This window comes from Xanthomonas graminis pv. graminis (assembly GCF_030168915.1).
In the GTDB taxonomy this organism is placed as follows: domain Bacteria; phylum Pseudomonadota; class Gammaproteobacteria; order Xanthomonadales; family Xanthomonadaceae; genus Xanthomonas_A; species Xanthomonas_A translucens.
Map to the genome: position 1 here is coordinate 4458547 of NZ_CP076255.1, position 13659 is coordinate 4472205.

The 13659-nt window shown below is 65.6% G+C and carries 12 protein-coding genes and 2 pseudogenes; 2 read left to right on the top strand and 12 right to left on the bottom strand.

Annotation, left to right across the window (positions count from 1 at the left end; translation table 11 throughout):
- Positions 1-82 precede the first annotated feature (82 nt).
- The 6 genes from KHF85_RS19395 to rsmG form a co-directional block, all read right to left on the bottom strand.
- Positions 83-424: a lipid-A-disaccharide synthase N-terminal domain-containing protein gene (locus KHF85_RS19395; protein ID WP_064542378.1), complete on the bottom strand. Its 342-nt coding sequence runs from the start codon at positions 422-424 to the stop codon at positions 83-85.
- A gap of 1 nt (position 425) precedes the next feature.
- Positions 426-1148: a glycosyltransferase family 2 protein gene (locus tag KHF85_RS19400; protein WP_009573438.1), complete on the bottom strand. Its 723-nt coding sequence runs from the start codon at positions 1146-1148 to the stop codon at positions 426-428.
- Positions 1149-1256: 108 nt separating this feature from the next.
- Positions 1257-2222 carry an NAD-dependent epimerase/dehydratase family protein gene (locus KHF85_RS19405; protein WP_284567917.1) on the bottom strand — a complete coding sequence of 322 codons (966 nt, stop codon included), beginning with the start codon at positions 2220-2222 and terminating at the stop codon, positions 1257-1259.
- A gap of 65 nt (positions 2223-2287) precedes the next feature.
- Complete coding sequence (locus tag KHF85_RS19410; RefSeq protein WP_237652631.1) at positions 2288-3211, bottom strand: ParB/RepB/Spo0J family partition protein; 924 nt, start codon at positions 3209-3211, stop codon at positions 2288-2290.
- On the bottom strand, positions 3211-4008 hold the full coding sequence (locus tag KHF85_RS19415; protein WP_053838126.1) for a ParA family protein: 798 nt from the start codon (positions 4006-4008) through the stop codon (positions 3211-3213). Before KHF85_RS19415 ends, KHF85_RS19410 begins: the two co-directional genes overlap by 1 nt.
- Before the next feature lie 88 nt (positions 4009-4096).
- The gene (gene rsmG / locus KHF85_RS19420; protein ID WP_284567918.1) at positions 4097-4738 is read right to left on the bottom strand and encodes a 16S rRNA (guanine(527)-N(7))-methyltransferase RsmG; all 642 of its coding nucleotides are present in this window, start codon (positions 4736-4738) and stop codon (positions 4097-4099) included.
- Here rsmG and KHF85_RS20745 point away from each other — a divergent pair.
- Positions 4730-5287: pseudogene (locus KHF85_RS20745) on the top strand (IS30 family transposase); the annotation flags it as partial. The gene rsmG and the pseudogene KHF85_RS20745 overlap by 9 nt on opposite strands.
- On the opposite strand, the gene KHF85_RS19430 reads toward KHF85_RS20745, so the two are convergent.
- The 5 genes and pseudogenes from KHF85_RS19430 to KHF85_RS19450 form a co-directional block, all read right to left on the bottom strand.
- The gene (locus KHF85_RS19430) at positions 5259-6389 is read right to left on the bottom strand and encodes a M14 family metallopeptidase (RefSeq protein ID WP_284567919.1); all 1131 of its coding nucleotides are present in this window, start codon (positions 6387-6389) and stop codon (positions 5259-5261) included. The pseudogene KHF85_RS20745 and the gene KHF85_RS19430 sit on opposite strands and share 29 nt — an antisense overlap.
- Before the next feature lie 23 nt (positions 6390-6412).
- The gene (locus KHF85_RS19435) at positions 6413-7378 is read right to left on the bottom strand and encodes a nucleoside-diphosphate kinase (RefSeq protein ID WP_284567920.1); all 966 of its coding nucleotides are present in this window, start codon (positions 7376-7378) and stop codon (positions 6413-6415) included.
- 70 nt (positions 7379-7448) lie between these two features.
- Positions 7449-8426 (bottom strand): nucleoside-diphosphate kinase, encoded by a 978-nt coding sequence (locus tag KHF85_RS19440; protein WP_284567921.1) that lies wholly within the window; start codon positions 8424-8426, stop codon positions 7449-7451.
- A gap of 48 nt (positions 8427-8474) precedes the next feature.
- The gene (locus KHF85_RS19445; protein WP_284567922.1) at positions 8475-9050 is read right to left on the bottom strand and encodes a DinB family protein; all 576 of its coding nucleotides are present in this window, start codon (positions 9048-9050) and stop codon (positions 8475-8477) included.
- A 74-nt stretch (positions 9051-9124) separates the two neighbouring features.
- Positions 9125-9895 (bottom strand): annotated as a pseudogene (locus KHF85_RS19450) (IS5 family transposase); the annotation flags it as partial.
- A gap of 195 nt (positions 9896-10090) precedes the next feature.
- Between KHF85_RS19450 and KHF85_RS19455 the strand changes: the two are divergent.
- A complete protein-coding gene (locus KHF85_RS19455; RefSeq protein WP_284567923.1) occupies positions 10091-11767 on the top strand; it encodes a peptidase domain-containing ABC transporter in 1677 nt (558 codons plus the stop codon).
- A 30-nt stretch (positions 11768-11797) separates the two neighbouring features.
- On the opposite strand, the gene KHF85_RS19460 is transcribed toward KHF85_RS19455, so the two are convergent.
- Complete coding sequence (locus KHF85_RS19460) at positions 11798-13651, bottom strand: FAD/NAD(P)-binding protein (protein ID WP_284567924.1); 1854 nt, start codon at positions 13649-13651, stop codon at positions 11798-11800.
- Positions 13652-13659: the final 8 nt, after the last annotated feature.

Here is a 13659-nt window from a genome sequence, read left to right on the forward strand (position 1 = left end):
CTCCCTGTAGGAGCGGCTTCAGCCGCGACAAGATTCCCGCCGGAACTGGGAAACACTCCAACTGGGAAACACTCCCGCCAGCTCAATGCGACGCGCGATCCCGGTGCCAGCCGCGGTGCTTGATGTCCAGGTACAGGCTATAGAACGCAGTGAAGGCGGGGAACAGGTTCTGCAGCACGCCGACCGAGTCCTGCTTGGCCGAGAACAGGAAGTAGCTCAGCGTCATCAGGCTGCCGACCACGCTCATGTACCAGAACAGGCGCGGGATCACCGGTTTGCCGGCGCGTTTGGAGGCGACGAACTGCACCAGCCAGCGGCCGCCGAACATCAGCGCGCCGACGTAGCCGATCAGCTTCCAGCCGGTGACGTGCAGGCCGGTCCAGTACAGCGCCTGGATCGGTTCGTTGAGGAAATGCGCCTCCATCTCAGCGCTCCTGCACCACGGTGCGGCGGCTGCGCGCGATCAGCCAGGCCACGCCGCGCAGGTCGCGGATGCCGACCAGGGCGCGGTTGAGGTTGTTGTACTTGGACACGCCCGAGGTGCGGTGGCGATGGTGCACCGGCACGCTCAAGGTCTGCCAGCCAGCGCGCTGCATCAGCGCCGGCAGGTAGCGGTGCATGTGGTCGAAGTACGGCAGGTCCAGGAACGCGGCGCGCTCGAACAGCTTGATGCCGCAGCCGGTGTCGGGGGTGGCGTCGCGCAGCATGCGCGCGCGGATCGCGTTGGCCCACTTGGAGGCCCAGCGCTTGCTGCCCGAATCCTGCCGCGACACGCGCCAGCCAGCGAACAGCTTGACCTGCGCGTCCGCCGCGGCGCGCGCGGCCAGCAGCTTGGGGATGTCGGCCGGATCGTTCTGGCCGTCGCCGTCGAGGGTGGCGATCCACGCGCCGCGCGCGGCCTTGACCCCGTTGCGCACCGCGGTGCTCTGCCCGCTCTGGGTGACGTGGTGCAGCACCCGCAGCTCCGGCGTGCTCGCCTTCAGCCCCTCCAGCACCGCCAGGGTGTCGTCGCGCGAATGGTCGTCCACGTAGACGATCTCGAAGTCGGTCACGCCGCGCAGCGCAGCGACGATCTCGGCCACCAGCGGCGGCACGTTGTCGCGCTCGTTGAACACCGGGACGACGACGGAAAGGGAAGGCTGGTTCATGGCTCGATTAGGCTCGACGGCAACGCAATGGAAAAATGCGGGAAACGGCGGCAACGACGCAAAAAGACCGCGCATTGTGCCCCGGGCCGGTGACCCGGGGCTGAAGGGTCAGGCCGCGGCGCCGAAATAATCGCGGCACCACTGCACCACCTGCGGCAGCCCGACCTCGATCGGCGTGCTCGGATCGAAGCCGAACGCGGCGTGGGCGCGCGCAGTATCGGCCATCGTCTCGACCATGTCGCCGGGCTGCATCGGCTTGTACACCTTCTCCGCGGCGCGGCCGGCGGCGGCCTCGATCACGCCGATGAAGCGTTCCAGTTCGACCGGGGTGTGGTTGCCCAGGTTGAACACGCGGTGCGGCACGGCCTGGGCGGACGGATGGTCGAGCGCGCCGAGCACGCCGGCGACGATGTCGGCGACGAAGGTGAAGTCGCGGCGCATGCGCCCGTGGTTGAACACCTCGATCGGGCGCCCAGCCAGCACCGCGCGGCTGAACAGCAGCGGCGCCATGTCCGGCCGGCCCCACGGGCCGTACACGGTGAAAAAGCGCAGGCCGGTGGCGCGCAGGCCGTACAGTTGCGCATAGGTGTAGGCCATCAGCTCGTTGGCCGCCTTGGTCGCCGCGTACAGCGAGCGCGGCTGGTCGATGCGCTGGTCTTCGGAGAACGGCGGGGTCGCCGAATCGCCGTACACCGAGCTGCTCGAGGCGTAGGCCAGGTGCTGCACGCCGCGGTGCCGGCACAGTTCCAGCACGTTGACGAAGCCGACCAGGTTGCTGTCGACGTAGGCGTACGGGTTCTGCAGCGAATAGCGCACGCCCGCCTGCGCGGCCAGGTGCACCACGCGCGCGGGGCGGATCTCGTCGAACAGCGCGCTCAGGCCGTCGCGGTCGGTGAGGTCGAGCCGGCGGATGTCGATCTGCGGGCACAGCGCGGCAACGCGGTCGCGCTTGAGCTGCGGGTCGTAGTAGTCGTTGTAGTTGTCCAGCCCCACCACCGTCTCGCCGCGCGCGGCCAGCGCCCGGCAGGTGTAGGCGCCGACGAAGCCGGCCGCGCCGGTGACCAGCACCGTCATCGGCGTGCGCCTTGCGCGATTGCGGGGACGAGGGCGGAGGTCATGCGCGAATCAGCGGCGGCCGCTCAGCCGGCCTTGCCGCGCAGCCGCTCCAGCACGCCGTCGAGCGTGTCCAGGTCGGTGTAGTGGATCACCAGCTTGCCCTTGCCGCCGCGGCCGTGGGCGATGGCGACCTTGGTACCCAGCGACTCGGACAGCTCGGTCTCAAGCGAGGCGATGTCGGCCTGCGGGGCGACGCGGCCCGGCTTGGCCTTGCGGTTGCTGGGTACCTTGCCGGCGGCGAACTGCTGCGCGCGGTGCTCGACCTCGCGCACCGACCAGCCCTGGTCGGCGGCGTCGGAGGCCAGGCGGCTGGCCAGGTCCGGCGACAGCGTCAGCAGCGCGCGCGCATGGCCCATTTCCAGGCGCCCGGCCTCGAGCAGCGCGCGGATCGCCGGCGGCAGCTCGAGCAGGCGCAGCAGGTTGGACACCGAGGCGCGCGAGCGGCCCACCGCTTCGGCGGCCTCGGCGTGGGTCAGCGCGAATTCGTCGATCAGCCGCTGCAGCGCCTGCGCTTCCTCCAGCGGGTTGAGGTCCTCGCGCTGGATGTTCTCGATCAGCGCCATGGCGATGACGGTGCGGTCGTCGAGCTCGCGTACCACCACTGGCACCTCGCTCAGCCCGGCCAGCTGCGAGGCGCGCCAGCGGCGTTCGCCGGCGACGATCTCGAACTTGCCCGGCGCCAGTTCGCGGGCGACGATCGGCTGGATCACGCCCTGCGCCTTGATCGACTCGGCCAGCTCCTGCAGCTTGCCCTCGTCCATCTCCTGGCGCGGCTGGTACTTGCCCGGCTGCAGTTGCCCGACCGGCAGCTGGCGCAGGCTCTCGCCGGGCTGCGCTGCGTCGTTGGGCGCCGGCGCGGCCGCGCCGCCCTTCGGTCCCAGCAACGCTTCCAGGCCACGGCCCAGGCCGCGCTTCTTCGCTCCGAGGGCGGGGGGCTTGGCGCTCATCAATAACTCTCCATGGCCGGGACGGGCCGGTTGCGTTCGTCGCGGCGGCGCACGATCTCGCCGGCCAGGCCCAGGTAGGCCACCCCGCCGCGCGAGGTGCGGTCGTAGCCGACGATGCTCTGGCCGTGGCTGGGCGCCTCGGCCAGGCGCACGTTGCGCGGCACGATGGTGCGGAACACCTTGTCGCCGAAATGGTTGGTCAGCTCCGCCGACACCGCGTTGGCCAGGTTGTTGCGCACGTCGAACATGGTGCGCAGCACGCCTTCGATCTCCAGCGTCGGATTGAGGCCGGCGCGCAGCGCCTCGATGGTCTCCAGCAGCGCGGTCAGCCCTTCCAGCGCGTAGTACTCGCACTGCATCGGCACGATGATCGAGTCGGCGGCGGTCAGCGCGTTCAGAGTCAGCAGCGACAGCGCCGGCGGGCAGTCGATCAGGATGAAGTCGTACTCGGCGCGCAGGGGCGCCAGCGCGGTCTTCAGCCGCTGCTCGCGCGCCGGCTGGTCCATCAGCTGGATCTCGGCGGCGGTCAGGTCGATGTTGCCGGGCAGCAGGTCGAAGCCTTCCGGCGCGGTCACCCGGATCTGCGCGGCGCTGCTTTCGCCCAACAGCACGTCGCAGGTGGACGCGGCCACCTCGCGCTTGTCGATGCCGCTGCCCATCGTCGCGTTGCCCTGCGAATCCAGGTCCACCAGCAGCACGCGCTGCGGCTGGCGCGCGAGCGCCGCTGCCAGGTTGACCGCCGTGGTGGTCTTGCCGACGCCGCCTTTCTGGTTGGCGATGGCGATGATGCGGGCCATGCGGGAGCCTCGTCGGCGATGGGTGGGACCTGGCATTATGCGGTCACACCCCCCCGGGGCGGAAATCGGCGTCGGCGCCCCCGGCGGCTCAGCCGCGCTCGACCACCACCAGGTGGCGGTCCGCGCCCAGCCCCGGCACCTGCAGCCGGTGCACCGCCTGCGCCACCCAGCCCGGCGGCAGCGCGGCGATCTCCTCGTCCGGGCGCACGCCCTTCATCGCCAGCAGCCGCCCGCCTGGGCGCAACAGGTGGCCGCCGACGGCGACGATGCCGGCCAGCGTGTCCAGCGCGCGCGCGGTCAGGACATCGTAGGCGCCGGGTTCGTCCACCGCCTCGGCGCGCGCTTCGGCCACGCGCGCATTGTCCAGGCGCAGCTGGCGCACCGCCTCGCGCAGGAACCGCGCCTTCTTGCCGTTGCTCTCGACCAGGGTCACCCGCAGCTGCGGCCGCGCGATCGCCAGCGGGATGCCGGGCAGCCCTGGGCCGGTGCCCAGGTCGGCCAGCACGCCTTCTTCCACGAACGGCTGCATCGCCAGCGAATCGAGCAGGTGCCGGGTCACCATCTCGTGCGGGTCGCGCACCGCGGTGAGGTTGTAGGTGCGGTTCCAGCGCGCCAGCAGCGCCAGGTAGGCCAGCAGCGGCGGCGCCAGCGCGGCGGCGTCCAGGTCTTGCGCGCGCAGGCCCTGGTCGAGCGCGGCGCGGACGGAGTCGGGAAGGGAGGCATCGTTCATCGCCCGATTATCGCAGGTGATGCCGATGTGCAGCAGCGCTTGGTTCCAGGGCATTGGGAAGGCGACTTGACCAAAGGAGCGTTCAATCGTTCCTGCGTCGGCACGCTGGCGGAGCACAAGACCCGTTTTGTCGTGCTGTGCCGGATGAATGGCTGTACCGCCACAGATGCACTGGAAGGATTTACCCGTCAGATGAAGAAGCTTCCCGCACGGATGCGAAGCAGCTTGACCTATGATCGCTGGACCGAGATAACGCGCTATGCCGAGCTGATGGAACTGTTGAACATCAACCTGTCATTTGCCGATCCGCATGCAACGTGGCAGCTCTGAAGCAAAGAGAACACCAACCTTTTACTTCGCCAACTGCCGTTACTTCGCCAACTCCCGCCCATTTGAGCGGACTTGTCCACCGTCAGCCAGCAATACCTCAATCACATCGCGTTGCTGATGAACACTCGCCCTCGCCAGACACTCGGCTGGAAGACGGCTAGCGAGGCGATGGAAGCGGAAATCGGAGCGATCAAATCACGTGTTGCACTTGATTATTGAAACCGCCATGACGAAACTCCTCTACGAAACACAACGCTGTGCGCGGAATCGTCCCAGCAATCAGCCCGTCTGCGTTTCTGTGAGGCCTCTGGATGAAAACAACGAATCCATCATTCGGCGCAATCGCTGTTTCCTGATCGGTCATCAGCAGTGTGCCGCGACAGACGGGCGATAGGTTGATCAGGCCGTCAACGACTGAGTCTGCTTTGCTGGAAAACGCATAACGGCGGGTGATGCTTATCAGGTGCAAGGGCGTACGCATCCGCACGCCTTCTGGCCCGGCGAAGAATAGTTCGGCGAAACCGGCCATGGCCTGCCGCGCGCAGACCCGGGACATGGGGTTGTCGCCCCGCTGTCCGACTTCGATCGCCACCAGCGGGATGTCAAGGGCATGCGAGAAGTCGTCGATGCATCCGCTGTGGCCCTCGTGACCGAGCGGCCGGGTCAGCAGCACGCGCGCCGCCCTCATTTTTTCGGCAAGCGCGACCGAGGCGGGGTGATACGGAAAGACGAAGAACGGATGGGCAGTGGCCTGACGGGTCTGGTGGACATCCAGCACCATGTCCGCTGTGGCGACGACCCCGGCGATGGCATGAGCGCGCCGCTGCTCATCACTTGCGCCGACGGCCGGCTCGGCAGCGCACCGCTGCGGATCCGCGAAACCAACTGGATCGGGATAGCAGCGATTCAGATCGTGGGTGATAAAGCGCTCGCCGCACTCAGCGGCCTGTGGATTGCCCAGGATCAGGGTCAAGCGAGTGGCTTGCGATGTTTGTTCCTGGACCCTGCGCAGCCACGGCAAGAGTTCCAGCAGAACCGGCAGCGCCCCCCATTCATCGCCATGTTGCATCAAAACGATGACCGCGTGCCGATTCGCGTCGCCGACGGCGCGCGGCCGCTTTCCGGACAACGCCACCGAGTATGGGATCGCCCCGGGGTAATCCCGGCACCATTGCTCGAACGCCCGCAAAGTATCGAGTCGAGCGTGAGCAGCAGCAGCGCTGTGGATCGGGACATCACCGTTCATGGATGGGTCTTCATCGCAAAAATATAATTGCCGGTCCGCATCGCGGCCGGATAGGGTATTGAGAGAGGTGAACAAGTACTCTCTATGGCCGCCGAGCTTCAACCTGCCGTTGCGGTCCCCGGAATCAACGGCGACAGCCCTTCATGCGATAGATCCGAAACATGCCCGGCAAGGGTGATCCTGTCCCACGGGTCGTAGACCGTATGGTATTCGTCCAGCGCCTCGAATAGCGCGCGCCAATCGCATCGGACGCCTTGCCCGACATCGGCCAAGAGGCGCTCGATCCTCTCGCGCTCGCGGGCATCGCCGACGAACTGAACTCTAACCGCCATCCGCAGCCTATCAAGCACGGAAGAAAGATCCAGCGAGTGCGGCGGGACCTGCGCGTGGGCCGCCGCAACCCCATCGCGCAGGGCCTGTGGGGACAGCGCCACGCCCGCACGAATCATCGCGTAGATCTGCTTGCGTCGACGTTCTGGAAGGAAGACGGCCAGCTCCCTGACAAAATCGGCCGGATCGTCGGCGGCATGGACGAAACTGAGCAGGTGCGCCGGGCTGCGTAGCAGGGCGCGCAACTCCCCAGGACGTTGCAGTTGCGGGTCCGCCGAACCTTTCAGACGGGCGAAGCGGGTAGCGGCCCACGTTTCGGGCGCCGCGTCGGAACGGATCACCACAAGCAGGGATGGGGCCGCGGCCAGCACCGCGATCAGGGCCTCCTTGCGGATGCGCGGCGCGGTGTTCCATTGGTACCGCCACAACGCAGTCGCCTGATGGCGGCAAACGGGCAGGAAGTCACTGGCGACGACCGCGAACTCATGACCGGCAAGCCAGTCCAGTATCGCCCCGACATGGCGTGCCGCCATGGCATCGGGCCGGATCAGCAACAGCGAATGGCGGCGCACCAGTTCGGCGGCGCAATCGCCGGCGACGGCGACCGCATCTTCCCAGCTCTCTTGGAAATAAGAGTCGATGGAATACAGCGCCTGCTTCTGCGCAAGCCGGGTCAAGCCGCTCGCGATAGGAGTGCCGAATCTTTCATCGATGCATATCTGAGCAGTGTTCATGGCGTGTGCGATTGGGTGGGGACGATTGCTGGGGCCAAACCACGGCCCGCCAGGGCGCGGGGCCTGCGTATCAGCCGGCGTCGCGTCGCGCGACTCGGCTGGCGGGATGGGCTAGCACGTTTCGCTTGCCGGGCAGATCCATCGCGATCAGGTGGCCGGCGATCGTGATTCGGTCCCAGGGTTCATAAGCGGCGTCGCGCATGTCCAATAGCGAAAAGAGATCCCGCCAGTCCACTCGTTCCCCGCACCTGGCCTTGTCGATAAGACACAGCAGCGAAAGCCGGTCCCGGTCGGTCGGCTCGGTCGCGCTCAGCGCGACCGCCTGGATGCGGTCCAAGGACGCGGCCAAATCAAGCGCGTTGTGCGCTGTCTGGCTATACGCACTGGCGACCATGCCCGCCAGCTGTTGTGACGTCACCGCCGGCGCCACGCAGGTGATTTTCTTTCCCACCGCCCGGCGCTGCGCGCTATCGAGAAGGATCGCCAGCTCGCGAACGAAGTCCGCCGGCTCGTCCGGAGAATGGAGGTAGCTGAGCATCCGCGACTTATGGCCAAGGCGAAGACGCAAATCGCCGGGGCGGCGCAAGGCTGGATCGGCGGCACCTTTTAGTCTGGCGAAGCGAGCCGCCGTGGAATCGGGCAGCACCGAAGCGGTATCGCTTCTAATGATGAGCAGCAGCGAAGGCCCGCTCTGCATCAAGGCATCGCAGGCTTCTTTTCTTTCCCGGATCGCGTTGTTCCACTGGTATTGCCACAGCGCCCGGACCTGGTGCCGGTCGACACCCAAGGAAATGCAGTCGACGACCACGAAACCGTTGTCGGGAAGCCAATCCAGCACCGCCTCGGCCTTGCGCGCGGCGAGACTGTCGGGCCGCAGCAGCACCAGCGAATACGTGTGCGCAAGTTCGCACGCGGCCGTGCCTGCCACGGCGGTCAAATCCTCCCAGCCCTCCCAAAAATAGGGGTCGAGCGCGTACAGGAGGGCCTTGCTGTCCATCTCGGTCAGCGCATCTGGAAAACTGGGGGCGTACCTGCCGTCGAGCAGCATCAGATCCTCGCCTGTATGTGCGGACCCGCGATCACCGCACGTGGGCGGTCAGGCGGCCGGGCGCGCAGCCGCCGGAGCCACGGCATGGCCGTAGGCGATCTCCGGCAGGTGGCGCAGCATGTGCGACACGTACTCGTTCAACAGGAAACCGAAGGTGAGATTTCTATCGACCCAGACATGGTCCGCGGCGCCGGAAACAGCGTTGTCCACCAAGACCGCGATCTGACGATTCAACGCTACCCACAGGTGAACCAGATTGACCAGAGGGCTGGCGTTGTAGGCGCCGGCGGCGACCCAGCTTTCTTGATTGTAGCCAGGAAAGCCGTCCAGATTGCCGGCTCTGAGCGTGACAAAGCGATGGTAGTTGTTGATCGCCGAGTCGATCAAATGGCCCAAAAGCTGCCGGCGCGTCCATTTGCCATCCACCACCGAGCCGGCGTCCAGCTCGCCCAAAGAGAGCAGGCGCGGCGCCCATTCCTCGACGACCTCATGAATGCGTTTCGATTCCATACGACTGCGCGAAGTCCTATCGGTGCGTGGCAGTGCAAGCTCAAGCTTCAATTTATACCGTCCCTTTCCATTGGCCGCAACTGCGTTCGTGGCCAGGGCGGGATTGGCGCGCATGGTGGGAGTTCTGGCCGCTCGGCAGGCGCATGCGCTAGGGACGGTCTGAACAAGTCACCAATCCGAGCGGCGTACCCCGCCATCGCCAACACGTGCCTGCGCGCCATCCACGTGTTCGACAACGCAAACAGCACGTTCAACTGCGCATCGTTCTTGGCCAGCCCCCGATAGCGCGCCTTCCGGTGGCCGAACTGCTGCTTGATCACCCGGCACGGATGCTCCACCCGTGCCGGCACCTTGGCCGTCAGGTGCTCGACGAATTCGCTGAGAGTCTTCAACTCGCCTTGCGGCAGCGCCCTGATCCGGCTCCGACGCTCGGCAATGTTCCAGCACAGGCGCTGACCCTTCAGTTCCTCGCGCTTGTCCGCCCCGGTCTACCCCGCATCGGCGTAGACCTCGTGCCGCTTTCCGTGCAGCAGCTTCGTGGCGTCCAGGATCGTTCCTTGGCACAGCAACAATCCCTTGCCTTGAACATGCCGGTTCACCGGCTCCAGCAGCTTTGGCGCCAATCCATGCCGTTCCAGCAAATGCCGGAAGTTGAGGATCGTCGTCTCATCGGGTAGCGCCTCCAGCAACGACACCCATGCGAACTGACGCATCGAAGCGATCTCATACAGCGCCTCCTCCATCGCCGGATCGCTCAACGCATACCACTGCTGCAGGAAGTGGATGCGCAACATCGTTGCCAGCCCATACGGATGGCCGCCTCGGCCGGCCTTCGGATAGTGAGGCGCGATCTGCGACGGCAGCGCGTTCCACACCACCACCTGGTCCGTCTGCGCAAGGGACACCTCGCGGCGGGTTCGCTTGCGCTTACCGGTATGCTCGGCGTCGGAGAAGCTCAGTTACGTCATGTCTCACGCCCTCGATCACATCCTGATAATGTCGCCGATATGGGGAGGCTTGTTCCGAGCTTCCCTAGGATCGCCGGACCGTTCGCGGCAACGTTCGCGGCGGGGTCTCCACAGTGGACGGGGTCGTTCGTCGCGCCGTGGACGACGAGGCGCGACAAGATTTCTGCAACCAATTGACAGGACGCCATGACCGTCAAGAATTCACGCCCCAAGCGTCTATCGATCGGGGCGATCATTGGCCCGATCGAGGGGGTCGGCAAGGTCGCCGGACTGATCGTCGCCACCGCGCTGCTGGTCGAAATCTGCGTCTTGATGACGCCGATGATGCTACGGATCATCATCGATCGCGCGATCGACTTGGGCGACGCCGATTTGATCGTGAGCATTCTTGTGATCTTCGTCGTGATCGCGGTATCGCAAGGCCTGCTCACTTATGGCCGCAGCAGGATGCTAATGACCTTTAGCCAGCGACTCAACCAGAGTTGGCTATCCAATCTGTTTGACCGCATGATGGCGCTGCCCCTAGTGTTCTTCGAAGCGCGCGGGGTATTCACGATCGCAGCCAAGTTCTGGTCCGTTTCGCATATGCAGCGGGTCCTGACTGGCGCGTTTCTGGAAGGCATCCTCGACGGGTTGCTGGCGGTCCTCGGGTTGGTGCTGTTGGCCTACCTGACGCCGGTCGGCGCGCTGGCAGCGGCCGCTGCGGTGCTGCTGTACGGAGTGTTTCGCGCGGCCATCTACCGGCGCCAGTTCCAGGCCGACGCCGAGCGCTCGGCGCTCGGGGTCAGCCAGCAGGCCAATCTGTGGGAAACCATCGCCGGCATCCAGACGGTACGCCTGAGTGCCTGCGAGGGGGAGCGCAAGCAACGCTGGTTTTCGGAGCTGCACAAGCAGTTCCGCGTGGATCATGTGTTCCAAGAGGCCGAGTCCTCGTCGCGGAGCATGGCCGGGCTTCTGACGACCTCGGCGCGGATCGCTATCGTGTTGATTCTCATGGAAGCGGTGCTGGCGAAGAAGATCACGGTCGGCGGCTTGATCGTGACAGTGGCGTATTCGGAATTGTTCCTTTCGCGGGCGTTTATCTTGATCGACAAGCTGGTGGCGTATCGCTTGCTGGATGTGCACCGCGACAAGATGCAGGAGCTGTTGGTCGAACCGCTGGAGGTCTCCGACGCCAACCGGCCGCCGCTGGCCGTGCACGCCGGCAACGCCAGCATCGAGTTGCGCGGGGCGTGCCTGACCGTCGGCGGGAGTAGAGATCTGCTGGTCGATGGCGTTCTCCACGCCCGGCCCGGTGAATGCATCGCCATCGTCGGCCCCTCTGGCGCGGGCAAGACCAGCCTGACCAAGGCACTGCTGGGACTGATCGAATTCAGGAGCGGGACCCTGGAAGTGGCGGGGGTGCCAATCGCCCAGGTGCGCCGGCGCGACTACTACGCCGCCACCGCGACCGTGCTGCGCGAGGATCGACTGTTTTATGGAACTATCCTGGACAATATCCGCATGACAGCTCGCGATGCGGATAGGGAGTGGATCGTCCGCTGCGCGGCCGATGTCGGCCTACACGACTATATACAGTCGCTGACGGACGGGTACAACACGGTGATCAAGGACGATGGCGGCCACCTGTCGGCCGGCCAGCGTCAGCGTCTGCTGATCGCGCGCGCCTTGTGCCGGCGCCCGCTGTTCCTGTTTCTCGACGAAGCAACCAGCCACCTGGACCCAGCTTCGGAAGCGACGGTGGTGGAATTGGTCAAAAAACTGAAGGCGACGTGCATCATCGTGTCCCACCGGCCCGGACCGGTGGAGCTCGCCGATCGGGTGTATTCGCTGAACGAGGGCAAAATCACCCAAGTGCGCTAAGGCGCGCGCAAGCCGGTGCAGTACGGCGGCTCACGCCAATGCCGCTGCACAAGCCACGTCGCCGAGCAAGGTGGAAACACAGCGGTCGATATCCTGATAAGCGCGCACGCCTCTTTTCGGCGAGGGAATATAGAGGGTCGAGAACAAGGTGCCCTCGGTGATAGCGCCGAACACCCAAACACGCTCCTGGACCCGGCCTTGTCGGTCAATGGGATGCGCGTCGGTGGTGATATCAACGCTACCGACCTCGGTATCACCATACCGCGCCGGCACCAACCGGCCATGCCGATGTAGCGATGCCAACAGCGGAGAGGCGCTGGCACCAAGCCGAGGCGTGTCGAGGTGGCCGCGAATCAACAGATCGATCCGCTCTACACAGGGGCGCGCCAAATGGGTCGAGGCGATGCGAAAGTCTTCCCCTTCGCGCGCGGGGGGATGGATTGCAGGGGACGGGCCAAAGGGCAGTTGGACGACGCCGGCATCGATCAGCGCAAGCAACTGGCGCAGACGCCAGGCTGGAGGCCCCGAGGTCAGACGTTGTATGTTGCCGCGAATCTGGCTATGGAACTGCTGATGCGAGTCGAAGCTCAGACGCCCATATTCGACGACCGTGCGCACCGAATCGCGCAGCACGCGGAAGGTCTCGCAGGCCGCATTCTCGGGGCCCGAGCGCGCCGAGGGCGTGATTTCGCGCAGGATCGCATCGCATACAGCTTGCTGGAAACCCGCTGAGCATGCCGACTCAAGGCACTCACCGTAAAATATGCCCGACGGATCAAACGTGCCGAAACACCGGGCCAGGCCGTCGATGGCCGCGTCGAAGTCCGCCAGGCACGACGCGTTGCGCAGCCGCTGGGCCAGCTGCCGCGACTCCAACTCACCCTTGGCTTCGTAGACGGCTTGGACGTAGTACCGCGCACTCATCTCGCGCAGCAACAAGGGCAGCACATCGGCGACGAAATCGATCGCGGCCTTTCCCCGCGCCAGTAAGCGGTCGATTGCTGGCGGCCCGAACACGAACGCCGCCTTGCGCGCCGCCACCTGCGAGACGGCGGTGCTCTTCTGGCGAAACGGCAGGCCGCTGCGGGAGATCAGGAAAATGCTCGGTTCACGGCCACTTGGATGGTAAGCCACGCGTTCGCCGCATTCCTCAAACCGCCCGCCCATGCCCTGGGTCAGTGTCATCACCACGTCGATCGCGACCAAGCCCATGCCGGTCACCGCCACCCGGGTTTCGGCGCTGACGCCGGGCAAATAAGCCGACACCGGGTAAGGCGACATGCCCCGCGCCGCGTCGTCCGCTGGCGGGTTCGATACAGCGTCGGCATTGCCGAACGTCAGTATCACATGATCCACGCTCAGGCATTCGCCGCTGTCCAGCCATACCTCCTCACCGCCATCCTTCCCAGGCAGTAGCGCACGCGCCCAGGTCCGGTGCAGTCGAATTTTCAACGTTGGCGGAAGCGAATCGAGCAGTTCACGGTAATACCAGCGCAGGTACTCACCCATCAGGCGGCGGGGCAGGAAATCCTCCGGCGTGATCGGCACGCCAGCGGGGTCCTTGCGGTAGTCCCGGCCGAACCTGCGATACCCATGGGACACCGCCCAGTCGTACAACCTCGTTTCCTGCTCGGCGCCGTGTCGCCACAACCGCGCTAGGCCGATGTCCCCGCAGGCATTGTTCATGACCAGATAGTCGGGTAGCGATTCCTCGTAGATGCCAGTGCCGGGCGTGAAAGGTTCGACCACATGCACGGTGATCGCTGCCAGGCGCGATGCGCGGGCGTGAAAGACGATACGCTCCAAAGCGCACAGCCCCCACGGACCCAAGCCGACGACTGCGATCTGAATGCTGTCCTGGTATGCGTCCATGTCCGCGTTCACGTCTGTGC